Origin of the sequence: Macrococcus capreoli, assembly GCF_025628935.1 — a bacterium.
GTDB lineage: Bacteria > Bacillota > Bacilli > Staphylococcales > Staphylococcaceae > Macrococcoides > Macrococcoides capreoli.
Genome location: NZ_JAOTIS010000010.1, coordinates 1 through 23034 on the forward strand (window position 1 = coordinate 1; position 23034 = coordinate 23034).

General features: G+C 34.5%; 26 protein-coding genes. 7 read left to right on the top strand and 19 right to left on the bottom strand.

Annotation, left to right across the window (positions count from 1 at the left end):
- The first annotated feature begins 505 nt into the window (after positions 1–505).
- Positions 506–922, top strand: coding sequence for a YgzB family protein (locus OCL94_RS08400; RefSeq protein WP_262996474.1), 417 nt, complete (start codon positions 506–508; stop codon positions 920–922).
- 9 nt (positions 923–931) lie between these two features.
- Here the strand turns inward: OCL94_RS08400 and perR are convergent, their stop codons facing one another.
- Together perR and OCL94_RS08410 are read right to left on the bottom strand one after the other, a co-directional pair.
- Positions 932–1390, bottom strand: coding sequence for a peroxide-responsive transcriptional repressor PerR (gene perR, locus OCL94_RS08405; RefSeq protein WP_262996475.1), 459 nt, complete (start codon positions 1388–1390; stop codon positions 932–934).
- A 93-nt stretch (positions 1391–1483) separates the two neighbouring features.
- The gene (locus OCL94_RS08410) at positions 1484–1939 is read right to left on the bottom strand and encodes a peroxiredoxin (protein ID WP_262996476.1); all 456 of its coding nucleotides are present in this window, start codon (positions 1937–1939) and stop codon (positions 1484–1486) included.
- Positions 1940–2018: 79 nt separating this feature from the next.
- On the opposite strand from OCL94_RS08410, the gene OCL94_RS08415 reads away from it, so the two are divergent.
- Positions 2019–3317: a glutamate-1-semialdehyde 2,1-aminomutase gene (locus tag OCL94_RS08415; RefSeq protein WP_262996477.1), complete on the top strand. Its 1299-nt coding sequence runs from the start codon at positions 2019–2021 to the stop codon at positions 3315–3317.
- 54 nt (positions 3318–3371) lie between these two features.
- Entirely contained in the window at positions 3372–4457 is a 1086-nt protein-coding gene (locus OCL94_RS08420; protein WP_262996478.1) for an FUSC family protein, read from the top strand.
- A 58-nt stretch (positions 4458–4515) separates the two neighbouring features.
- Here the strand turns inward: OCL94_RS08420 and OCL94_RS08425 are convergent, their stop codons facing one another.
- The 5 genes from OCL94_RS08425 to mutY all read right to left on the bottom strand — a co-directional run bounded on the left by OCL94_RS08425 (position 4516) and on the right by mutY (position 10398).
- Complete coding sequence (locus OCL94_RS08425; RefSeq protein WP_262996479.1) at positions 4516–5127, bottom strand: DNA-3-methyladenine glycosylase; 612 nt, start codon at positions 5125–5127, stop codon at positions 4516–4518.
- A gap of 152 nt (positions 5128–5279) precedes the next feature.
- Positions 5280–6878, bottom strand: coding sequence for an FMN-binding glutamate synthase family protein (locus tag OCL94_RS08430; RefSeq protein WP_262996480.1), 1599 nt, complete (start codon positions 6876–6878; stop codon positions 5280–5282).
- A gap of 60 nt (positions 6879–6938) precedes the next feature.
- Positions 6939–8684 (bottom strand): ABC transporter ATP-binding protein, encoded by a 1746-nt coding sequence (locus tag OCL94_RS08435; protein ID WP_262996481.1) that lies wholly within the window; start codon positions 8682–8684, stop codon positions 6939–6941.
- Between the two features lie 49 nt (positions 8685–8733).
- Positions 8734–9282, bottom strand: a complete 549-nt coding sequence (gene ntdP, locus OCL94_RS08440) for a nucleoside tri-diphosphate phosphatase (protein WP_262996482.1) — start codon at positions 9280–9282, stop codon at positions 8734–8736.
- Between the two features lie 78 nt (positions 9283–9360).
- Positions 9361–10398, bottom strand: a complete 1038-nt coding sequence (gene mutY / locus OCL94_RS08445) for an A/G-specific adenine glycosylase (protein WP_262996483.1) — start codon at positions 10396–10398, stop codon at positions 9361–9363.
- A 95-nt stretch (positions 10399–10493) separates the two neighbouring features.
- Between mutY and OCL94_RS08450 the strand changes: the two genes are divergently transcribed.
- On the top strand, positions 10494–11489 hold the full coding sequence (locus tag OCL94_RS08450; protein WP_262996484.1) for a metal-dependent hydrolase: 996 nt from the start codon (positions 10494–10496) through the stop codon (positions 11487–11489).
- Between the two features lie 46 nt (positions 11490–11535).
- On the opposite strand, the gene OCL94_RS08455 is transcribed toward OCL94_RS08450, so the two are convergent.
- The 8 genes from OCL94_RS08455 to OCL94_RS08490 all read right to left on the bottom strand — a co-directional run bounded on the left by OCL94_RS08455 (position 11536) and on the right by OCL94_RS08490 (position 18193).
- On the bottom strand, positions 11536–12393 hold the full coding sequence (locus tag OCL94_RS08455; RefSeq protein ID WP_262996485.1) for a hypothetical protein: 858 nt from the start codon (positions 12391–12393) through the stop codon (positions 11536–11538).
- Between the two features lie 9 nt (positions 12394–12402).
- On the bottom strand, positions 12403–13935 hold the full coding sequence (locus tag OCL94_RS08460) for an ATP-binding cassette domain-containing protein (RefSeq protein ID WP_262996486.1): 1533 nt from the start codon (positions 13933–13935) through the stop codon (positions 12403–12405).
- A gap of 11 nt (positions 13936–13946) precedes the next feature.
- Entirely contained in the window at positions 13947–14267 is a 321-nt protein-coding gene (locus OCL94_RS08465) for a YfhH family protein (RefSeq protein ID WP_262996487.1), read from the bottom strand.
- Positions 14260–15057 carry a recombination regulator RecX gene (recX, locus tag OCL94_RS08470; protein WP_262996488.1) on the bottom strand — a complete coding sequence of 266 codons (798 nt, stop codon included), beginning with the start codon at positions 15055–15057 and terminating at the stop codon, positions 14260–14262. The genes OCL94_RS08465 and recX overlap by 8 nt, the downstream gene beginning before the upstream one ends.
- A gap of 57 nt (positions 15058–15114) precedes the next feature.
- Positions 15115–15831 (bottom strand): glycosyltransferase, encoded by a 717-nt coding sequence (locus tag OCL94_RS08475; RefSeq protein ID WP_262996489.1) that lies wholly within the window; start codon positions 15829–15831, stop codon positions 15115–15117.
- A gap of 202 nt (positions 15832–16033) precedes the next feature.
- Positions 16034–16552, bottom strand: coding sequence for a type 1 glutamine amidotransferase domain-containing protein (locus tag OCL94_RS08480; RefSeq protein ID WP_262996490.1), 519 nt, complete (start codon positions 16550–16552; stop codon positions 16034–16036).
- A 91-nt stretch (positions 16553–16643) separates the two neighbouring features.
- Entirely contained in the window at positions 16644–18023 is a 1380-nt protein-coding gene (gene rlmD, locus OCL94_RS08485; RefSeq protein ID WP_262996491.1) for a 23S rRNA (uracil(1939)-C(5))-methyltransferase RlmD, read from the bottom strand.
- Positions 18024–18034: 11 nt separating this feature from the next.
- Positions 18035–18193: an SE1561 family protein gene (locus tag OCL94_RS08490; protein ID WP_262996492.1), complete on the bottom strand. Its 159-nt coding sequence runs from the start codon at positions 18191–18193 to the stop codon at positions 18035–18037.
- Positions 18194–18327: 134 nt separating this feature from the next.
- Here OCL94_RS08490 and yfkAB point away from each other — a divergent pair, with 134 nt between their 5' ends.
- Both yfkAB and OCL94_RS08500 read left to right on the top strand, forming a co-directional pair.
- Positions 18328–19455 (top strand): radical SAM/CxCxxxxC motif protein YfkAB, encoded by a 1128-nt coding sequence (gene yfkAB / locus OCL94_RS08495; RefSeq protein WP_262996493.1) that lies wholly within the window; start codon positions 18328–18330, stop codon positions 19453–19455.
- A gap of 123 nt (positions 19456–19578) precedes the next feature.
- Positions 19579–20100, top strand: coding sequence for a helix-turn-helix domain-containing protein (locus OCL94_RS08500; protein WP_262996494.1), 522 nt, complete (start codon positions 19579–19581; stop codon positions 20098–20100).
- Between the two features lie 88 nt (positions 20101–20188).
- Here the strand turns inward: OCL94_RS08500 and OCL94_RS08505 are convergent, their stop codons facing one another.
- The 4 genes from OCL94_RS08505 to OCL94_RS08520 form a co-directional block, all read right to left on the bottom strand.
- Entirely contained in the window at positions 20189–20713 is a 525-nt protein-coding gene (locus OCL94_RS08505) for an acyl-CoA thioesterase (protein ID WP_262996495.1), read from the bottom strand.
- A gap of 87 nt (positions 20714–20800) precedes the next feature.
- Entirely contained in the window at positions 20801–20974 is a 174-nt protein-coding gene (locus OCL94_RS08510; protein ID WP_262996496.1) for a hypothetical protein, read from the bottom strand.
- A gap of 55 nt (positions 20975–21029) precedes the next feature.
- Entirely contained in the window at positions 21030–22265 is a 1236-nt protein-coding gene (locus OCL94_RS08515; protein WP_262996497.1) for an aminopeptidase, read from the bottom strand.
- A gap of 75 nt (positions 22266–22340) precedes the next feature.
- The gene (locus tag OCL94_RS08520) at positions 22341–22541 is read right to left on the bottom strand and encodes a DUF1128 domain-containing protein (protein ID WP_262996498.1); all 201 of its coding nucleotides are present in this window, start codon (positions 22539–22541) and stop codon (positions 22341–22343) included.
- A 179-nt stretch (positions 22542–22720) separates the two neighbouring features.
- Here OCL94_RS08520 and OCL94_RS08525 point away from each other — a divergent pair, with 179 nt between their 5' ends.
- Complete coding sequence (locus OCL94_RS08525) at positions 22721–23026, top strand: YtxH domain-containing protein (RefSeq protein ID WP_262996499.1); 306 nt, start codon at positions 22721–22723, stop codon at positions 23024–23026.
- The last annotated feature ends 8 nt before the right edge of the window (positions 23027–23034 follow it).

Consider the following 23034-nt stretch of genomic DNA (forward strand, 5'->3'; position numbering starts at 1 on the left):
TATTAACGTTGACATATTGTCATTCAGTTTTCAATGTTCATTTTTTCGCGTTACAAGAATTAATATTAACATAACCCTCAACTCTTTGCAACACTTATTTTTAAGAAGTTTTACACTCGCTTGATTATGTTCTTTCAAACATTTTCTCAAGCAGTAATTTAACTTGCTTTATTATATTACAGCGCTTAGAACAAAGTTTCAAGTGTTAGTTTTACACTTTTTCAACTTGTTTTTTTCGATGTAATTTTGTTGTGTCGCTTGTTTTCAGCGACTTTTATATCTTAACAAGTTGAATATCTTTCGTCAATACTTTTTCTTAATTTTTTTATGATTTTTTTCTTTCTATATTTAGATTACTGGATTGTTTACTTTAACTACTAGCTCAATACTTAGAAATAATATCAGGAATACTTCAATATCTAAAACAAACTTCATTTCTATTCGCTATATTTGTGCAACGAAATTATGATATAATGCTTTTCAGTATTATATAGGAGATGATGGTTTGAAATTATTTAGTAAAAAACCAACAAGTAAAATAAATCGCATCCGCTCATGGGCTTTAGGTTTAATTTTTCTTGCGATGATCGTTATGTATATTGGATCGGCAATATTCTATTTCTATCATAGCCAGCTTATCTTTTCACTTTTCTTGTTATTAGGAACTATTTTATTCTTAATTAGTTTTGTCGTTTATTTCTGGATTGGTATGCTTTCAACGAAAACGATTCAAGTACGCTGTCCTAATTGCGAGCAGTATACAAAAATGTTAGGTCGTGCCGATATTTGCGCAAACTGCAACCAGCCATTAACGTTAGATCCAGACCTGGAAGGTAAAGAATTTAACGAAGATTATAACAATGCAAGAAAAAGTAAAGCATTAGAAGCACAATTATCACACAATGAATCAGATAAAAAATAAAGGAAATCGCTAATTGCGATTTCCTTTTTTATTGAGACATTCAGGACAAACACCGTATATCTCCATACGATGGTGGGTTACAGCAAAACTTGTAATATGTTGTGCAATATGTTCAACTTCATCTAATCGTGGATAATGAAAATCTGTAATCTTACCACACTCACTACATATAACATGATAATGATTATCTGTTTCAAAATCGTAACGACTCGCTGCATCTCCGTAAGTTAACTCTTTAACAAGTCCACTATCCTTAAATACTTTTAAATTGTTGTAAACCGTTGCGACACTCATATTTGAAAATTGAGGAGATAAAGCTTTATAAATTTCATCAGCAGTTGGATGACTGTTTGATTCAATTAAAAACTTTAATACTGCTTGTCTTTGCGGTGTTATTCTCACGCCAGTTTTACGTAAACTTTGAATCGCTTCGTCAAGCATATGTTCCATATTTAATTCAGCTGACATCATAACACCTCGTTTCTACTTTATAGTAATTCTATTTTACATTCTTTTTTTCAACAATGTCAAATGACTATCCTCATTTGGCATTCAAATTCATTATTTCAACACTTTATGAATCTCTTCCATTTGCTGTTTTACTTTAACACCATCGAAGTAAGCTAATACTTTATTTTCCTCATCTAATATAATTGTCGTTCTTACAATCCCCATTGATTCTTTCCCGAACGATTTCTTCATACGATAAATATTGAGCGTTTCCGAATATTGATAGTTTTCATCAACAAGTAAATCAAACTTTAAATTGTGTTTGTTAATAAAATTAGTGTGTTTCGTCTTACTATCACCACTAACACCATATACTTGAACACCTAAATCATTCAAGTTTTCTAAATTATCATTAAAGTCACATGCTTGTATCGTGCATGTCGGCGTGTTATCTCTCGGATAAAAATACAATATTGTCTTTTGTCCTAGTAAAGATTCGTTCGTTACAACTTCTCCATTTTGATTTTCCATTGCAAATGCAGGTAAATTATCACCAATTTTCAACATTTTAATCCTCCTAATCAAAATTTCTTTATTACTATGATAGTATAGTAGACGAAAATACTAAACAAAAGAGGTTGATAAAATGGATTTTACAAATTCTGAACGTATACAAAAACGCGCAAACGAAGCAATTCTAGGTGGCGTTAACTCACCTTCACGATCATATAAAGCTGTTGGCGGAGGTGCTCCTGTTGTTATGGCTCGCGGTGAAGGTGCTTACTTCTATGATGTTGATGGGAATAAGTATATCGATTATTTAGCAGCATATGGTCCGATTATTACCGGGCATGCACATCCACATATTACTAAAGCGATCAAACGCGCTGCAGAAAATGGTGTATTATACGGAACACCTACAGAACACGAAGTGATATTTGCTGAAATGTTAAAAGAAGCAATACCATCATTAGAGAAAGTACGTTTCGTGAATTCAGGTACTGAAGCTGTTATGACAACGATTCGTGTTGCAAGAGCATTTACAAAACGTGATAAAATCATCAAATTTGCTGGATGTTATCACGGTCACTCAGACTTAGTATTAGTTGCAGCAGGTAGTGGTCCTTCTCAGCTTGGGACGCCTGACTCTGCGGGTGTGCCTAAAAGTGTAGCGCAAGAAGTAATTACAGTGCCTTTTAATGATATCGAGCAATTTAAAGAAGCGTTCCATCATTTCGGTGATCAAATTGCCGGGGTATTAGTTGAACCTATCGTTGGGAACTTCGGTATTGTAGAACCAAAAGAAGGTTTCTTGCAAGCAGTCAACGATATTGCACACGAACATGGTGCACTAGTAATTTACGATGAAGTCATTACAGCATTCCGTTTCATGTATGGCGGTGCACAAGATTTATTAGGTGTGAAACCTGATTTAACAGCATTCGGTAAAGTAATCGGTGGTGGATTGCCAATCGGTGCTTATGGTGGTCGCCAGGATATTATGGAACACGTTGCGCCACTTGGACCGACATATCAAGCTGGTACAATGGCTGGTAACCCATTAAGTATGCAGGCAGGTATCGCTTTACTTGAAGTCATTAAACAAGATGGTGTGTATGAAGAATTAGATCGATTAGGTAAATTATTAGAAGACGGTATGCTTGAATTAATTCAAAAATACAACATTCGTGCAACGATTAACCGTTTAAAAGGTGCGATGACAATCTACTTCACTGATGAAACAGTAGTAAACTACGAACAAGCTGAGAATACTGACGGAGAGGCATTCGCGAAGTTCTTCAAATTAATGTTAAACCAAGGCATCAACTTAGCTCCTTCTAAGTATGAAGCGTGGTTTATCACAACAGAGCACACTGAACAGGATATTAAGGACACATTAGTTGCTGTTGAAAATGCATTCAAAGAAATGTCTATTGAAAAATAAATAAAATTCATGTATAAGTGTACTATCAATTAAATAATGAGGTAGATAGATGATATGAAATTAGGCGCACGTATATTAAAAACAGGCATTGCAATTATTATTTCATTATTTATTGCACACGCATTTAACGCACCCGGCGCTATTGTTGCTGGTATCTCAGCACTATTCGCTATGCAACCGAATGTATACCGATCCTTCAAAACAATTATTGAACAGTTCCAGGGAAACCTTATCGGCGCAGTATTAGCTGTAATTATGGCACATTTATTCGGTTTCCATATTGTGATTATCGGTATTACATCTATATTACTTATCTCAATTTTACAACGTTTTAACTTATCTCATGTTACAGGATTAGCTGTTGTGACACAGCTCATTATTATGGATCATCAGGATGGTAATTTCTTAGAATCTGCTGCCTATCGATTTACGTTCGTCATGATCGGCGTATTAAGTGCATTCGTTGTAAACACATTATTTTTACCACCTAAATTTGAAACGAAAATGTATTACAACTGTTTAAATATAAGTGGTGATATCTTTAAATGGATTCGTTTAGAAATAAACGGTTCTACTGAATTCCATGCGGTTAAACGTGATATTGATGATATACGAAGTAGAATTGAAAAAGTAGAAGAACAGTACAACTTATATAAAGAAGAGCGCGCCTATTCTAAAAAAGGCAGCATTCGTAACATTCGAAAAAAAATTATCTTTAAAGAAATCATTCTGGCAACTCGACGTGCACACGATGTACTTAGAAAACTGCATCGTTATGAAAATGATGTGATAAATTTACCTGAAGATTTGAAAATACAAATAAAATTTGAACTTGATGAATTGATGACGATACATGAAGAAATACTGATGCGTGTATCTCAGAAAGTTCCAGCTAATAAAATTGACGACAATTATATGATTAACGAAGCATTTAAAGAAAATATATTAGACGCATTCTTAAGAGAAATTAATCAAGCAAAGGATCCAGAGTATAGTAAGGAACATGTGCTTATTGTCATCGGCACCATATTTGATTACCGAGATCGCCTCGAACATCTGGACCGTATTACGCATAGTTTCTATAAGTATCATAAAGATGATAAGAAGATTACGATACAAAATGAAAGCGTTGATATATAGGAAGAGACGGTCTGAAATGCGTTTAGACTATTAATCAATAACGATTAATAGTCTTTTTTTATTGCCATCCATTATTGTCTTCTACTTTTACTCGATCCTTTGAGACATATGGATTGCCCTGCACCGTAAATCGATATAAATATTCCACTGCTTCCTCTTTATTATCAATGCCAATTCGTTTACTTCCGATAATGACTTTAGGAATTTTCCCTTCAGAAATTTGAATCGGCCCTTCATTAAGTCTGAGACCATTATGCAAATCTCGCTTCACACCTAAACTTTGTGTTAACTTACCAGGCCCATCTGTTAAATTGACATTTCTACCGCGTCTTGCAATCATCGTATTAATTCCTTCAACTGGTTCAATCCCTCTGATCAGAACCCCTTCAGGATGCGCTACATCACGTGTTATAAAATTCATACAATGATGTCCGTGCATCGTATAAACATAAATCCCACCATAATCACGATACATCATTTCATTCTTCTTATTTCTTTTTAATTGATATGTATGTGCTGCCTTATCAAGCTCACCTAAATATGCTTCTACTTCAGTGATATAGCCACTCGTAATTTTACCGTCGATATTGGTAGTTATTTTTTTACCTAGCAAATGTTTTGCTGCATGTATTGTATCATCTTTTAGAAAACTCAAATCCAATTCAATCACCTCAAAGATTAGTTTACCCCATTGAAGGTTGTATCAGTCATTATGTAGTACTGAAATTGGGGATTCTCCAATTTCAATCCAAATTTCAACCACGATTCTCAAACCCAATTACAACAAAAAACAGCAAACCCTATAGAGTTTGCTGCTGTTCATTAACTTACTTCTTTCAAAGCTTTATACATTCTATTCACATACTGCTCACCAGTTATAATTTCACCATTCTCAGTACGATATAACAAATGTTTCGCTTTAATTTGTGTCGGACTCTCAACCCCGCATGCTGCCGCTAAATTAAATAGTCCTTCATGCATACTAACGACATAGTTCGTCACACGATACTGTTTCTCTTCTACCACTAATCCTTTTTCTTTCTCTGGATCCGTTGTGGCAACACCGACAGGACAATCATTCGTATGACATTGTTGTGCCATAATACATCCAACACTCATCATCATTGCACGTGCAACTTGTACTAAATCTGCACCTAACCCTAAAGCAATCGCCACTTTATCTGGTGTAATTAATTTACCTGAAGCAATAATCTTAATATCATCTCTCAAGCCATTCTCAACAAGCACTGCATTTAATATCGGTAACCCTGAGAATAACGGTAGTCCAACAGTATCTTCTAATTCCTGATACGTTGCACCTGTTCCCCCTTCACCACCATCAATCGTAATAAAATCCGGATAAATACCTGTTGATTTCATATCAGCCACTAAACTATAGAGCATGTCTAAGTTACCGACAACCATCTTAAATCCTACTGGTTTACCACTTAACGTTTGTAATCGCGCTACAAAGTTTAACAGATCAATATTATTCTCCATAAACGTAAATCTATTCGGTGAGTTGATTGTTGTATAAGGTTTAACATTACGAATACGTGCAATCTCTTCAGTAACCTTCTCCGCTTCAACGTGGCCACCACGCGTCTTAGCCCCTTGTGCAAGTTTAATCTCAAATGCTTTCACATATTCGTTATTCGCCTTCTTCATAAAATGCTCTTCACTGAAATTACCATCCTCATCTCGCACTCCGAATAATCCAGGTCCGATTTGAAAAATAATATCACATTGCCCGCTTAAGTGATGATCACTTAAGCCACCTTCACCTGTATTCATCCACGTTGTAGCTAATCCTAAACCTTTTGACAGAGCAGAAATTGCATTTTTACCTAAAGCTCCATAACTCATACCTGACTGTCCGATTAATCGTTTCACGTAAAATGGATGTTTGCGGTTTGCCCCTAACACAACAGCATGTTCATCTGTTAACATATATGGATCAACTGACGCCTCTTCTCGATGCTCTTTCCTTGAAAATAATCCTTCTGCATCTAATTTATATACTTTCGTATTAACTTTCGTTTGCTGATCCACTGCAAGTTCATTCGGCTGCTTCGGAAATATTGAGTTTTGAATATAAAATCCTGGTGCATTAAAGTCACGTCTGGAACCAAATCCACCGATACGAGATTTATATTTACCTGCTTTCACAACATCTAAATAATCTTTTCTGGAAAATGGCGTTGACTCATTGTCCGATTGAATTAAATATTGTCGCATTTCTGGCCCAATCTTCTCAAAGAAATAACGTACTCGCCCAAGTACAGGATAGTTCCTTAATATACTATGTTGATGTTGTTTCTTATCGACAAAGATTAAAGAAATGATGCCAATCGCAACAATCAAAAAGATAACTAACAGAACTGTATCCACAATCAATTGAATTGTTTGTAATAAGTCCAAAATAATAACCCCCTATGCATGATATTTCTATCATACTATAGGGGGTTCATTCATACAAAGCTATTCCGCATCTAAATGTTGTATTGAATATAAATTATAATAATGTGATTTATTATGCATTAATTCCTGATGTGTACCTATTTCGACAATTTCACCATTTTGAATAACAACAATCTTATCCGCATGTGTAATCGTAGATAATCTGTGAGCAACAATCACTGTTGTTCTATCTTTCGATAATGTTTCTAATGCTTCCTGAATCACCGCTTCACTTTCTAAATCCAGCGCACTCGTCGCTTCATCCAGAATTAAAATCGGTGGATTCTTTAAGAACACACGTGATATCGCTACACGTTGTTTCTGACCGCCTGATAATTTCACACCGCGCTCACCGACTTCTGTATCATATCCATCTGGTAAGCTCATGATAAAGTCATGTGCATTGGCAAGTTTCGCTGCATAAATCATTTCTTCTTCAGTCGCATTCGGTTTACCAAGTAATATATTTTCTCTAATAGATTCTGAGAATAATATATTATCCTGCATTACCATACCGATTTGTGTACGTAAGCTTTCAATTGAGTAATCTTTCAATGGGACATGATCTATCTCAATCGCACCACTCGTCACATCATAAAATCTAGGAATTAAACTAATCATCGTTGATTTACCGCCACCACTCATACCGACAAAGGCAACTGTTTCACCACTGTTAATTTCAAGGTTAACGTTGTGTAATACTTCGTTATCCCCCTCATTATATTTAAAGCCTACATTTTTAAAGCTTATATCACCATGCTGCACTTTAATATCGCGTGCATGTGGCTCATCTTTCACATCATATGGTTCATCAAATAACTGGAACATACGATCCATCGATGCCATACTTTGCGTCAATGTAGTAGATGATGAGACTAATCGACGTAATGGTCCGTATAAACGATCTAAATATGCAATAAATGCTGCTAGACTACCCACAGTTAGTCCGCCTTCAATGACTAAATAAGCACCAAATCCTACAACGAGTAGCGGTCCGATATCTGTAATCGTATTGATAACCGCGAAACTTTTAGCATTCCATCGCGTGTGATCTGTCGCTTTCGTTAAGAAATTCTTATTACGTTTATTAAAGCGTTCGTTCTCTTCCTCTTCAATTGCAAAAGTCTTAATGACAGTCATCCCTTGCACACGCTCATGTAAAAATCCTTGCACTTCAGCAAGTGATTGACTACGTGCACGTGTTAATTTACGTAAGTTACCAAAGAAATAATAAATACTAAACATATAGAACGGGAAGACAATTAATGAGATTAACGTTAACTTCACGCTCATCGTAAACATGATTGCAAGTGCGATGATAATCGTCACTAAATCTAACCATACATTCATTAATCCAGTTACGATAAAGTCTTTCGTCGACTCTACATCATTTATCACACGCGAAATGACTTCTCCAACTTTATTATTTGAATAGAACCTTACACTTAATGCTTGTAAATGTTTATATAATTTCTTACGAATGTCATATAAAATCTTGTTACTTGTCCATTGCGCTAAATATTGTCGATAGTATTCAACAGGTGGACGGATGACTACAAAGATAAAGCCGAATATTAATAATGAATTCATTAAAGCAGATTTCTTCTCTGCTACACTCATCGCACCATTTTGAATGACGTCATCAATGACATATTTAATCAGTAAAGGAATCAATAACGGTATACCAAACTTTAGAATTCCAATTGCAATTGTTAAAATAATGAGCAGCCAATAAGGTTTAACAAACTGCATATAGCGTTTTATCATGTAAAATCTCCTTTTAACAAAATTAAATCAACCTAACGCATAGGTTGATTTAATCTTTCATTCTTTTCTGGAAATGAAATCTTTCTTGCCACACTTTAATGAAGTCCGGCGCAAATGGTCCCTTTTTCCTTTCAATCCATTGCTGCAAAATATCAACGTTTCGTCTTAGGATAACATCAATCTCTTTTGGATAATTCATCTGTTTCATATGTTGCTGATACTCATCCTCATCCAATAAGTGATACTTACCATTTGGATAGACTTTAATATCTAAGTCATAATCAATATATTTAATGGCCTCTGTATCGTAAATAAATGGTGATGATAAATTGCAATAATAGTACACACCATCTTCTCTAAACATACAAATGACATTAAACCAATACTCAGAATGAAAGTATACGATAGCCGGCTCTCGAGTGACCCATGTTCTGCCATCACTTTCAGTTACAAGCGTTCGATTATTCCCCCCAATGATAACGTGATTCGTCCCTTTTAAAATCGTTGTTTCAGACCAGACTCTGTGGATTTTTCCGTTATGTTTATAACTTTGTATCTGAACATTCTGGCCTTCTTTTGGTATGGATTCTTTGACCATATTCCACACCACCTATAATTTATAATCTTTGCATTTTAAATTATAACACAACTCAGTCATCAATAAACGTAATTCAACCTATTGAATATAATCTACATATTTATCAAAGATGTTCGTCATAGATACCGGAAAGTTAAATGTCCCTTTATCTTTAATCTCAATCAATTTATAAGGCAATGCAACTTTGCTGTTCGTATACGCTAAATAGACTTCCATTTGCCATTCTAAATGCGTAAATTGATGCTTTGTCTTCACAAATGGTTCATCTTCAATATGCAGTGAAAGATTCATTTGCGCTTCAATATCCGAGACATGAGTATCTATTTCAAACATCGGAAATTGCCACATCGAAGCTAATAATCCTGTTTCTGGTCTTTGTTCAATAATAATTTGATCATCTTTCTGGATGAGCAGTACTTTATATTGCTGAACTGTCTTCTTAACTTTCTTTAATTTAACTGGCAAATCCAGTACATTGCCTTGTTCAAACGCCATGCAATGTTCACGGACTGGACAAACTATACATAAAGGAGCTTTCGGGGTACAAACAGTTGCCCCAAGTTCCATCAATGCTTCATTAAAGTCACCTGCCGCGTCAGGCATGACTGCCATTACTTTAGCTTCAAAGTGTTTGCGTGCTTTCGTACTCGAAATATCGAATGCATCATTATCAAGTCTTGAAAACACACGATATACGTTGCCATCGACTGCTGGTAATTTGTGATTAAATGCGATACTCATCACTGCACCTTGCGTATATGGCCCAACACCTTTTAATGACAGAAACGTAGATGGATCTTTCGGCACTTGTCCATTATACGCTGACTGAACTTCACGTATTGCTGCATGGAAATTTCTTACCCTTGAATAATAACCGAGACCTTCCCAGTATTTCGCAACTTCATCTATTGACGATTGGGCAAGTGTTTCGATATCCGGAAATCTATCGATAAATCGCAAATAATAATTTCTTACCGTGTTGACTTGAGTTTGTTGTAACATTACTTCTGATAACCAAATTTTATATGGATCTTTCGTCTCACGCCAAGGCATCTCGCGTTTATGTTGATAGAACCATGCTAATAAATCTTTGCTAAACGTTTCGTTATGTTTCATAACAACCAACTTTCTAAATTTATTGTTAAACTTATACTATTGATGTATCAATGCTTTAAAATTGGATTATAATATTTGTGAAAGGAATGATGTATATGGATACTGCTACTCATGTTGTTATGGGGGTTGCACTTGCAGGACTTGCTACAATCGACCCCGCCATTTCTACAATGTACCCGGCAGTCGTTACTGCAGTGATGGTAGGTTCACAAATTCCAGATATTGATACTGTATTGAAATTAAAAAACAATGCTGTCTATATTAATAATCATCGCGGCATAACACATTCAATACCTTTTACAATCCTCTGGCCGATTGTTCTCACGCTGCTCGTCTGCTTAATATTTAAAGAACAACAATATTTACATATATGGTTATGGGCGCAAATCGCAGTATTTTTACATGTGTTCGTTGATATTTTCAATTCTTACGGGACACAAGCGTTGAGACCACTTACTAAAAAATGGATTCAAATTGGAATAATTAATACGTTTGATCCGGTTATCTTTATATTGCATTTATGCGCGATAGCATTATGGTACTTTGGTGGACCGCCAGTTTATATTTTCTCAGCATTATTTATAATACTCGTCATCTACTATATCACGCGACGTCTACTACAACAATCGATTAAACGCGCAGTGATTAAGCTTATTCCGAAAGATGAGACGATTATTAAGACGTTCGTAGCACCAACGATACGATTTTTTGAATGGCGCATTGCGATACAAACGAATACACATGATTATATCGGACGTAGTTATAAGCGTTCAATCAACTTTAGTGATCGTTTTAAACGCGTACCATTTCCTGATAAAGCATTAATGCAGTATGCACAATATGATGATAACTTTAAAGCCTTTATTAATTTCAGCTCGATTTACCGATGGACTGTAACTAAGACTGATTATGGTCACGAATTACGCTTTATCGATTTACGTTATTTAAAGAATGGACATTATTCGTTCGTCGCAATTATTGCACTGGATGAAACGTATCATGTTACACATAGTTATACTGGATGGGTGTTCTCAGAAGAGAAATTACAAAAGAAATTAATGCGTGGGCGTGTGAATATACAATCATATTAAGATTAGAAAAGCACCATAAAATCTGTACAGATTTTATGGTGCCTTTCTAATCTTCAAAATATATTGCTTTTATTTTCGCAATGCTTATATTATTTAAATCAAAATGTTGTTTCTTTTTAAGTTCAGTATACTCAATTTTATTCACGTTAATTTCATCTTTTAATATTTTATACAAATAATTAAACCATAAATAAATTAACATAAGTTCAAATATAAATATCATCTGTGTCGGTAAATTTAAAAATGGTGTTGTCCCTAATACTACCGATTCCTGAATACCATTCACGACAAAGTAAAATGGATTGAGTTTCAATATATTAACGAATAATACCGGTAAATCTGAAGGCACCCACAATATCGGTACACTGATAAAGATGACTCCAAGAATAATCATAATTACTCTTCGAATATTATATATTAAATGCGACATCAACGATAAAAGTGTACAAATCGGCATTAGCAATACAATTGTAGCTAACGAAAAATATAATACCGACAGAAAACTAATATCAAATTCCACATGATTCGTAGCCGCTAATATAAATAACATTAATAACGACAACATAAATAAAATGAAAAAATTAATGATCTGAACATTCGTTAATACATATGTTGGTGTATTCGTAATATTTAACATAAATCCTCTCGACTGCAACATTCTCATCGAGAAATAAACAGAACAAGCAATCCAGAAAAATACTAAATAGCCAGCGAGCGACCACAATTTAGATAACTTATCAATCGGCAAACTATCATTTACATTTAATAAAAAGAATGTTGCAGCGATTAACACTAAATTAACCGCAAGCCATAGCGAGTATAATTTACGATTATAATAAATTTCTATTAATGCATTCTTTATCGTATGCGGAATATATTTAATTGTATTTAATAATTCATTCATATTTCACACCTACATTTGAATATATAGCCATTCATGCTCTGTAAAGTCTGCAATGCCATATCCCTCTCCAATTTTGACAATCCATTGATCGCCTTCAATACCGAATTTCTTCTTAAGTTCTGCTTCATTTTCAATCGGATAACTAATACCGTTCAATATATTCGCATCATTAAAATGTAAATAAATTTTATTTTTCGTCAGTTTCACTTTATAGCGATGATTAGATTCTGGATACAGTTCTTTATTAATCGTATGATGCGTTTTTCCTAAATATCCGTTAAAGAACTCACGAAAGTTTACGTAGTTACTATACATGTACTTTTCAAGTTCACCGAAAGTATGTTCATCATATAAAGCGGCTGGATTAATGTAAATAATATCTTTCTTATTCACATCCATCGCAGATTTAGCAAAATTCACGCGATAGACCTGGTCGTTGATGCCTGAAATCGTTAACGTTGAATTGGCAGGTAATGTAACACTATTGTTTTCACTTGTAAGTTTCGTCTCTTTGTTCGTCACACCAAAAGCATATTTATCCACATATGCTTTCTTAGGCTTCTCTACAATACTCGTTTCTTCATTAGCAGCTACTTTAGCGGGAACACCAATATTATTGAGTAAGAGAACAAACATTAATGCAATCCCAAATAATATAAGCGCACTCATCGTCAATAACTTTTGCAGATGCTCATCAAACACTACACTACCATAACGTTTAATGCGACTTAGTTTGTCACCTTCATCATGATGAAGCGAACGTCCCATTTTATAATTTAAATCAAATAGTGCCCGTTCATCGTCGTTGCGACAGCTTTCATAATCTTTAATATAGTTTCTGTAGAGCGGCATGATAACACTCGGCACACCAGACTTTCTTACTTGTCCATGACTCATCCATGTAATATAATTCGCCGTCTTCTCAATAAAATCAATATCAGTTTCAATCAACACAATCGATTTACTTTCTTTCACTAATAAATCGATAATCATTCCAAATTTCTTTTTAAATTCATCGTCCAGATGGTGATATAAATCATCGAAGATAATAACATCAGGCTTTAAGAAATACGCAAGTGTTATCATTAATTTTGAACGTTCAAACGTTGATAATTTGTTTGTCGATTCCATTTCTTTCTGACTTAAGCCACTAAATTCTAATACATTTTTACGCTTTTCATTAAATGAATTGAGCGGTAAGTTATAAGATAAAAATATAGACTCTATTAATTGTTTTACAGAAGATTCACCATCAAAAATGTGATTATGACTTGCTAGAAAAGTTGGATAATCATTTTTTACACGACCTTCATTGGGCGCAACAACTTTGGATATCAATTTACCGACGACGGATTTCCCCGAATTTGGTAAACCAATTAATCCTAATATTTCACCTTTATATAAATGAATTGTGACATCTTTAACTTCAACGTTATGATTTTTAGATTCTGGTATAATAAAATCTCTTATTTTTGAAAAGCCACTGACATGACGAAAATATTTCGTTACGTTAACAAGTCTTACTAAAATATTATTTGACATCTTTTCTCTCCTTAAGCATCAAGCTGTAACAGCGCTAAAGGTATCCCCTCTTCGTCAAGCGTTGCACCTAATCTAAATCCCCATGCAAATACACCTTTTATACGTTCAACTTTAAAATATTCCTTTTGATTACCGATCAATTGATAAACTTTACCTATTTCTATTTTTTCACTATCTATCATATAACTTTCAGCGATGAGTGCTTTGCGCATCCAGACTTCGTACTCATTAACAACACCCATCGTTTCAGCCTTACGCGCCTTTTCGCGATAAATACCAACGATTTCTCGCAATTCATGCATATTCATTTCGATTAATTTTTTCTCAGTCACTTAAACCACTTTCCTTTAATCGTTCTATTATTATATCGTATTCAAAGCCTTTTCTCATTAAACTCTGAGTAATCTTTTGTTTTAATTCAAATCCTTCATACTTTCTGGATAATCGATTACTTTCTTTTTCTAAATTTTTTTGAAGGGCATCTTCATTTGATTCTATTTTAACATTTTTTAAAGCATCGTTTGCAATATCCAAATTATACCCTTTTTGAATAAGTGTTTGCATTATTTTTTGCTGAATCATACGACTTGATTGCTTTTTCTCATATTTTTTTATTATTTTATTTGCGATGCTTTCAATGCGTTCTTCAGTGATGAGCGATTCAAATTGATTTGTGTATCGCTCAATTAAGCTTTGTTCAACCCCAAGTTCTTTCAACTTTTGGGCATAAAATACTGGTCCTTTATCCGTTGTGTTCAGTATTGTATTCATCAAGCTGATGCAATAATCTTCATGATTAATATAACCGTTGTCTTTGCAATAAAGTATCGCTTTGTCTGCTGCTTGCGCATTCACTTCAAGCTGTGCTAAATAATGACGTACTTCCTGTTCCGTGCGCTTCTTATAAGATAAATATTGTAGCGCCTTATTAATGGCGACACGGTAACCGTCATACTCACCGATTTCAACTAATTGCTGATCCGTTAATATTAAATCTTTTCTTAAATTAAAGTAAACATATGTCGCTGCATCAATACCCGCAAAAAATTCACCATTGATATATAAGTTAAAACGTTCTTTATTATTTTTCTGAACTTCAATCCTAGTGATTTTTTTCTCCATTGTAAAACCTCCATAAAAATAACGCTAAAAATTAATTTAGCGTTCATCTTACTTATATTATAAACCACTTATTGCTTCATTGTATTGATTGTCGTTGATAAAGTTTTGCTCACGCATCTTAGATAATGTTGCCTTCGTGCGTGTCTTTAACGCATCATCTGATGCATATTGATCTGGATGATATAACGATGGTGCATTGATTGTACTCGCCAGAAGTGCACTTTGTAACACTGAGATTTGCGGGTAATACTGATTATCTTTATGTGTGCTGACGTTGAAATCTGCATTGGCCGCACTTTCAATCGTATAATGGTTATTACCAAAATAAATTGTATTTAAGTAATAACTTAAAATCTGTTCTTTCGTATAGTTATTTTCAATTCTTTTAGCTACAACGACTTCTTTAATCTTTCTGGAAATCGACTTCTCGTTATTGAAGAAGTATGTTTTAGCGAGTTGTTGTGTAATAGAACTTCCGCCTTGTGAAGCTTCTCCATTCTTTAATGAAACGAGCATTGCGCGACCAGTACCAAACCAATCTACGCCGTCGTGTGTATTAAATCGTTTATCTTCAACTGCAATAAATGCATTCTTCACGTAAGGTTGCATATCTTTCGTTGCGACATACGTTTCTTTCTGTTCGATTGTACGGAGTTCACCGATATCCACTTGAAATCCTTTATAAACATTAAAGCCAACATATAGAGTGATGATGAGTAATGGGATGAGTAATAATGTTGAACATCCTAAACATCCGCGTTTACGCTTTTTCAAATATGATGCACCTCTTTCCTTAACACCATATTACCACCCGGTCGTACGGTTTGGAATTAAAAGTGATAGAAACGACGTAAAATCAGTCCTGGGATGTATGATGATTTTCGCGTGAAGTGACTGATATTCGCGTTTATCAGTCATGTCACATATATTAGCATCAAAAAAACCAGCTGTCATCAGACAGCTGGTTTGCATCAATCTATTTCAATAATGATAATGATTCACGGTTAAAATCTGGTAGATCATCCGGTGTACGGCTCGTTACGATATTACTATCTATTACAACCGGTTCATCTACAACTGTTGCACCCGCATTTTCTAAGTCTTTACGGATTGATAAATAACTTGTCATCTTCTTACCTTTTAATAAATCTGTATCGATTAATAATTGAGGGCCATGACAGATTGCAAATACAGGTTTCTCCTGTTCAACGAATCCTTTCGCAAATGCACCGAATCGACCTTGTTCATCCCCACGTAATAAATCTGGAGAGAATCCACCAGGTATCAATAATGCATCAAAGTCTTCATGTTTCACTTCACCAATTGCTTTATCTATTGTAATTTCTGTATTTTCTTTTTTACCTTTAACTGTGCTACCTGCTTCTTTACCGATAACAGTCACTTCGTGTCCTTCTTGTTTGAATGCTTCAACTGGGCTCGTAAATTCTGAGTCTTCGAATAAATTATCTAATACTACTGCGATTTTCTTAGTCATAAATTACATCCTCCTAAAATCGTTATAGTATTATTTACCCGCCTCAAAAATGATAAAACATCCTTAAGCATTTGCCTAAGGATGTTTAACTTTACTTACCTAGTTTTCTTTTACGTACTAGTCTTACCACTGCTTCAACTTGGGCTGTTTGCGGGAACATATCAACAGGTTGAATGTAATCTACCTGGAATGCTTTCGTTAAATGCGCTAAGTCTTTCGCAAGCGTTGAAGGGTTACAGCTTGTGTAAACGAACGTCTTCGGTTTAATTTCATTAATTAATTGAATCGTTTCTTCAGATAATCCTGTTCGTGGTGGATCCACTGTTATCACATCTGGATAGAACCCATCTTTAATCCACTCATCTAATTTTTCTGATGCGTCACCGATTTCAAATTTACAGTTCTCTTTATTATTCGCTGTCGCGTTATAAATCGCGTTCACGATACCATCTTCATTCGTATCCATGCCACGTACTTCTTTCGCATTATCTGCTAACCAAATACCGATCGTACCAGTACCACAGAATGCATCGACAACATTTTCTTTACCTGTAAGCCCAGCAGCACGTTCAACTTCTCTATAAAGTACAACCGTTTGCTTCGGATTTAACTGGAAGAAGCTCTCAGCTGATAAGTCATAAACGTGATCCTGTAATGTCTCACGGATCGTCTCTGCTCCGGCAATTACAATCGTTTCGTTACCCATAACAATTGAAGTCTTCTCTTTATTGATGTTTAATGCTACACCTTTAACACCCGGCAAACGCATTACACGTTCAGCTAATAAATCTTGTTTCTTTAAGTCGCGTGTATTTGTCACAAACACAACTTGTAAGTCCCCTGTCGCAAGTGCAACACGCGTAATAATATGACGCACACCGTATTCACGCGCTGGATTTTTACAAACTTCGATATTTAATTCACTCATAATCTTTTTAATTTCATTCGTCGTCTTCATCGTACGATCATCCTGTACGATACATTCATGTAAATCAATTAACGTATTGGAATGCTCTTTATAAAGTCCAGCACGAATTTTACGGCCTGATTTCTCGACAGGGAATTGATTTTTGTTACGATAACCATAAGGATTTGCCATACCTAAAGTATCTTTAATTAAATCTAATTTAACATGGGGTGCATATTTCGTAATTGCATCTTCTACGATTTGCTTTTTATATTTTAATTGCCCATTATATGAAAGATGTTGTAACTGACATCCACCACACAAATCAAAGACGTTACATAGCGGTTTTACGCGTTCCCTTGATTTTTCACGGATTTTGACCATTTTTGCTTCTAAATATTTGTTATTAATATCAGTTACTTGTGCAACGATTACTTCGCCAGGCAATGCCCCTTTAACAAACGTAATCTTCCTTTTAAAATAACCTATTCCCTCGCCATTAATACCGAGTCTTTTAATTGTTAAAGGAAACTGTTGACCGATTTTTACCTGTATATCTGCCATTATTTATCTCCTTATTTTTGAATAGATTTAACTTTCTCTTCTAACTGATCTAATATGCTTAACCATTCGTCGATATCACTGATATCTGTCGTTTCTGGATCTACAGATTCGATTGTCTCCATAAAATCACTTAATTTCACTTTAATTTCTTCTAAAGATTCTTTAGTCATATTGAACTCCTTTTCATTATCTTGAATGTATTCATTATGTAACAAATTCACACAACTTTCAATGTATTTGTTGTTGACAAACATTCTCACACGTTCATAATAGTAAAAGACGAATATTGGAAAGAAGGCTAATCATGATACATTTGAAAGATAAGATTTCAATTCATAACGACCCATGGGAAGCATATAATGATGTTGAAAAATATGGGGAAACGAAACTTTCAAACATTGAATTTACGACTACTACATTATGTAATATGCGATGTGCACATTGCGCCGTAGGATACACATTACAACTTAAAGACCCCGATACGATTGATATGAACACTATATTTAAACGCTTAGATGAAGTAGAACATTTATCTACATTAAGTGTGACCGGCGGAGAACCGATGTTCTCTAAGAAATCTATTAAAGAAACAGTGATTCCTATCTTAAAGTATGCTCAAAATCGTGGCATTTATACACAAATGAATTCAAATTTAACAATAAACTATGATCGATATAAACCGATTATCGATTTAGTTGACGTGATGCATATTTCGCACAACTGGGGTACGATTGATGAATTTGCTGAAGTCGGATTCCATGTGATGGATAAGAAACCACCACTTGCAGCACGTTATAAACTATATGAACAAATGATTGAGAATTCACGCAAATTATCTGAAGCAGGCATGTTTGTATCAGCAGAAACGATGCTCAACAAAAGTACTCTGCCTTATTTAGAAAAGATTCATAAAGAAATTGTGAATGATATGAAGTGTGCACGTCATGAAGTGCATCCGATGTATCCATCTGACTTTGCTAGTGATTTGAATGTATTAACGACAGAAGAAACGAAAGCTGCTATTAGGCAACTATTATCTTTCAGGGATGAAGCAACGTGGATGTTATTTGGCACATTGCCAATTTTACCTTGTTCAATGAATCCAGATGATTTAACATTTTTAAATGAAGTAAAACAAGCCAAAAATGTAACAGTCAGAAACGATCCTGATGGTCGTTCAAGACTGAACGTCAATGTATTTACAGGTGATGTTATCGTGACTGACTTCGGTGATGAAACAGGTACGATAGAAAATATTGTGACTACTCCGCTTCAGACTATTTATGATAAGTGGAAAGCAAGCGAACTGAATCAATCATTAAACTGTCATTGTCCAAAAGTGAAATGTTTAGGCCCTAATTTACTTGTTAAGAATATGTATTATCCAGATGTTGATTTTAAAGCAAATGAGCAAAGAATGAACCAACTATAATTCAAACCAGACCCTTAATGGGTCTTTTTTAATACATTAAATAGTTATTTAAATATTCTTATTATTTTATCACTTAATTCATGTATAATAATAAATACAGATAGAATACTAGGGGTGTGTTATATGACAATAGGGGAAAAAATTCGAGAGATTCGAAAAAAACAAAATAAAACTTTAAAATACATTTCGGACGAAACGGGGGTGTCGATTGCTTTCTTATCACAGCTTGAAACGAATAAATGCAGTGCAACGATGTCATCACTTCGAAAAATTGCAGATGCATTAGAAATTCACCCGAGTTATTTCTTTCATACAACAAAGGTTGAAAAAGAAGAAGATTCAATAGAACCTACGCAATCATTTGTTTATCAAAATTTATCGAATGGAGTTGCTGGTGCTTTCATACCAAATCGCGTCGTCTTAAAACCAGGCGCAAATCAAAATGATTCAAGTCAGCATGCTGGTGTGGAATTTATTTATGTATTAAATGGAACACTAACGCTAACTGTCGGTACAGAACGCTATGAATTACAACCCGGCGCGTCATATATGTTCGATGCGCGTGAACCACATTATTGGTATAACTTTACTGAAGATGAAGTTGAATTTTTAGTCGTGAATGAAATACATAAACATCAAATGTAAAAGAGTAAGTTCGCAATTTTCACGGGTATTGCGAACTTACTCTTTTTATTTTTGAAGATTTTAAGTTATACTGCTCTTTTTATGTGTGTTAGTTCGTAATATTTTTCTCAAAGAAATTCAACAATGCTTTACTCTTTCCTCGTCTACTCTTTCTGAATTCAGCACGTTCTTTCGCTGTTTCATTAAGCCATATTTGATCTTCTGTTTCTGGTATAACTTCAGGTACAACAACCGGCTTATTATCTTCATCCAACGCAACAAATGTTAAGAAACTGATCGCCGCAAGTTGTTTCGTTTGTTGAATCACATTCTCTGACACTACTTGTACACACACTTCTATCGATGATGTCCCCGTATACGTCACAACCGCTTCAAGTGTAACAACTTCCCCAGGTCGAATCGGTCTCACAAAATCAACAGAATCTGTACTTGCAGTGACAACTGATCTTGCACAGTGCCTTGTCGCTGCAATACTTGCAACATCATCTATTAATGCCATTAACTTTCCACCGAACAACGTATGATGATGATTCGTATCTTCTGGAAATATTTGTTTCGTCTTAATTGTCTTTGATGCATTCATCGTCTTTTTTAATCGTTCTGTCATATCCATTCCTCTTTTTCTTAAACATATTATATTTATAATAGATGATTTAACGCAAAATAAAAAGAGATAGTCCCCTATCTCTTTATCGTTTAATTAATGTAAATCGTCAGCAAATACTTTCTTTTCTAACGCTTCTTCAGGTGTGTCAATAATATCTGCTTCTTTAGAATCAAAAACATTAATAAGTGTCATCATAATAAATCCACCAAATGTAACGATTGCAAATAAAAACGCAATAACAACTAACCACATCATAGGTACTGACATGCCCATCCTCCTCTTAAATCAATAGTAATATAATCATATCATTTAATGCTGAAAATTAAAACGCCCAATTTCCATTAATAAATATCGGTTCTTCCTCACCATCCGCTGTAATTCCCATAATGTTCATTTCAGCTGAACCTATCATGAAGTCTTCATGCGTAATAGAATTGTTTAATCCATTCGCTGCAAGTTCTTCTTCGCTCATTTCTTTTCCACCTTCAATACAGAAAGGATAAGCTGAGCCTAATGCTAAATGACACGATGCATTCTCATCAAATAATGTATTATAGTAAAGAATCTTAGAATTTGAAATTGGTGAGTCATGTGGTACTAATGCAACTTCACCTAAACGTCGTGCATTCTCATCTGAATTGAGTAAGCCTTCTAATATGTCTTTACCCACTTTCGCATCGAAATCAACAACGACACCGTCTTTAAATGTTAACTTGAATTCATCAATAATATTTCCCCCATAGCTTAACGGTAACGTACTAGAAACTGTTCCGTTTACTTGATCTTTATGAGGGACAGAGAATACTTCTTCAGTTGGCATATTCGCCATAAACGAATGCCCTGCTTTATTAATACTTGAAGCACCACTCCATATATGTCCTTTCGGTAATCCAACTGTTAAATCTGTACCTGGCGCAATATAATGTAATCCAACATAAGCTTTCTCATTTAAATAATCTGCCTTCGCATGTAAGTTATCATTATGTTCAACCCATGCTTGTACAGGATCATTAGCATTCATTCTTACTGAATCTAAAATTGCATCTAATAATTTCTCAAATGCTGCTGTTTCATCTAATTCCGGGAATACTAATTTCGCCCATGCAGGAGATGGATATGCTGCAACTGTCCAAGAGAATTGATCTGATTGCATCATCTTCATATATTCTTTAAACCCTGCTCCGTACGCTTTCATATACGCAGAAACTTTTGCCGGATCAGCATTTTTTAAATTTTCAGGGCTTGATGAGATTAAAGCAAGTTGCGCTGCATAGTCTTTCGCATAATCCATACGCTCATCGATTAAATATTGAGGTACAGTTTCAAAAGCTGACTGATCACGATATTCAAAATTAAGTTGCGCTAAACGATCATCAGTATAAGCAACTTTAACATCTTTAGAACCTGCTTTATAAGCCTCTTCAACAACTAAATGCACGAAATCTTTCGCATCAACAGTAGCACGAATAAATACACGTTGGTCTGGTTGAACGTTCATCCCTACTTTAACAAGTAGTTCAGCATATTTCTGTAATTTCTCTTCTTTGTATAATTTCATTGCTATTCCCCTTTTCGTTGATATATTTAGTAATATATTAATAAATTGAATTCAATTAATGAATTCAACACTATTTTACTGCTTTCTTAATTGTCCTAATGCATCTGTTAACGCGCTCATTTCACTCGGTGAAAATGTATCTCTTTTCGTTACCATTGCATGAATATCACGTAATTCCTCAATCTTATCGTCATCTATTGTTTCAGGTTTAATCACACCTACATTTACAAGCTTTAGCTTTTGGATAATTTCATTTACCATTTGTTCTTTATTCATTTTATACACCTTCTCTATCGGATTTCCATACAATTTCTATTTTATCAAACAATTCAAAAATTGAATAATATAAAATTTATATATTTTCGATATTCTTTGTTTATCAAAGGTCAACAATGGCTATATAATAATTAATAGGTGAGACATCACCATTTTTACATTACTAGGAGGAGAATCACATGAATAACAAATTAATTCCTGCAACAATTGCTGGTGCTGTAATCGGTGCTGCTGTATCAATGATCGATAAAAAAACACGTAGTTCGGTGAAGAATCAAGTACAAGCTACAAAGCAAAACGGATTAACACCTGCACCTGCAACAAAATCAAAAGTAAGTAATTTAAAAGATGAGTTATTATACTGGAAAGAAACAATCGATGAAATTCGTCGTAACAATCCAGAATTAGAAAAAGCACTTTTAGATGCAAAAGATACGTTTATTCAAAAGCGTAATCAAAAGAAATTATCTGGACCAAACAACTAATTAAATTG

Excerpts from the sequence above, each read along its gene's own strand:
- perR (WP_262996475.1), bottom strand. The coding sequence starts at position 1,390 with ATGTCAGCTGAATTAAATATGGAACATATGCTTGACGAAGCGATTCAA.
- OCL94_RS08410 (WP_262996476.1), bottom strand. The coding sequence starts at position 1,939 with ATGTTGAAAATTGGTGATAATTTACCTGCATTTGCAATGGAAAATCAA.
- OCL94_RS08415 (WP_262996477.1), top strand. The coding sequence starts at position 2,019 with ATGGATTTTACAAATTCTGAACGTATACAAAAACGCGCAAACGAAGCA.
- OCL94_RS08420 (WP_262996478.1), top strand. The coding sequence starts at position 3,372 with ATGAAATTAGGCGCACGTATATTAAAAACAGGCATTGCAATTATTATT.
- OCL94_RS08435 (WP_262996481.1), bottom strand. The coding sequence starts at position 8,684 with ATGATAAAACGCTATATGCAGTTTGTTAAACCTTATTGGCTGCTCATT.
- ntdP (WP_262996482.1), bottom strand. The coding sequence starts at position 9,282 with ATGGTCAAAGAATCCATACCAAAAGAAGGCCAGAATGTTCAGATACAA.
- mutY (WP_262996483.1), bottom strand. The coding sequence starts at position 10,398 with ATGAAACATAACGAAACGTTTAGCAAAGATTTATTAGCATGGTTCTAT.
- OCL94_RS08450 (WP_262996484.1), top strand. The coding sequence starts at position 10,494 with ATGGATACTGCTACTCATGTTGTTATGGGGGTTGCACTTGCAGGACTT.
- OCL94_RS08455 (WP_262996485.1), bottom strand. The coding sequence starts at position 12,393 with ATGAATGAATTATTAAATACAATTAAATATATTCCGCATACGATAAAG.
- OCL94_RS08460 (WP_262996486.1), bottom strand. The coding sequence starts at position 13,935 with ATGTCAAATAATATTTTAGTAAGACTTGTTAACGTAACGAAATATTTT.
- recX (WP_262996488.1), bottom strand. The coding sequence starts at position 15,057 with ATGGAGAAAAAAATCACTAGGATTGAAGTTCAGAAAAATAATAAAGAA.
- OCL94_RS08480 (WP_262996490.1), bottom strand. The coding sequence starts at position 16,552 with ATGACTAAGAAAATCGCAGTAGTATTAGATAATTTATTCGAAGACTCA.
- rlmD (WP_262996491.1), bottom strand. The coding sequence starts at position 18,023 with ATGGCAGATATACAGGTAAAAATCGGTCAACAGTTTCCTTTAACAATT.
- OCL94_RS08490 (WP_262996492.1), bottom strand. The coding sequence starts at position 18,193 with ATGACTAAAGAATCTTTAGAAGAAATTAAAGTGAAATTAAGTGATTTT.
- yfkAB (WP_262996493.1), top strand. The coding sequence starts at position 18,328 with ATGATACATTTGAAAGATAAGATTTCAATTCATAACGACCCATGGGAA.
- OCL94_RS08500 (WP_262996494.1), top strand. The coding sequence starts at position 19,579 with ATGACAATAGGGGAAAAAATTCGAGAGATTCGAAAAAAACAAAATAAA.
- OCL94_RS08505 (WP_262996495.1), bottom strand. The coding sequence starts at position 20,713 with ATGGATATGACAGAACGATTAAAAAAGACGATGAATGCATCAAAGACA.
- OCL94_RS08510 (WP_262996496.1), bottom strand. The coding sequence starts at position 20,974 with ATGTCAGTACCTATGATGTGGTTAGTTGTTATTGCGTTTTTATTTGCA.
- OCL94_RS08515 (WP_262996497.1), bottom strand. The coding sequence starts at position 22,265 with ATGAAATTATACAAAGAAGAGAAATTACAGAAATATGCTGAACTACTT.
- OCL94_RS08520 (WP_262996498.1), bottom strand. The coding sequence starts at position 22,541 with ATGAATAAAGAACAAATGGTAAATGAAATTATCCAAAAGCTAAAGCTT.
- OCL94_RS08525 (WP_262996499.1), top strand. The coding sequence starts at position 22,721 with ATGAATAACAAATTAATTCCTGCAACAATTGCTGGTGCTGTAATCGGT.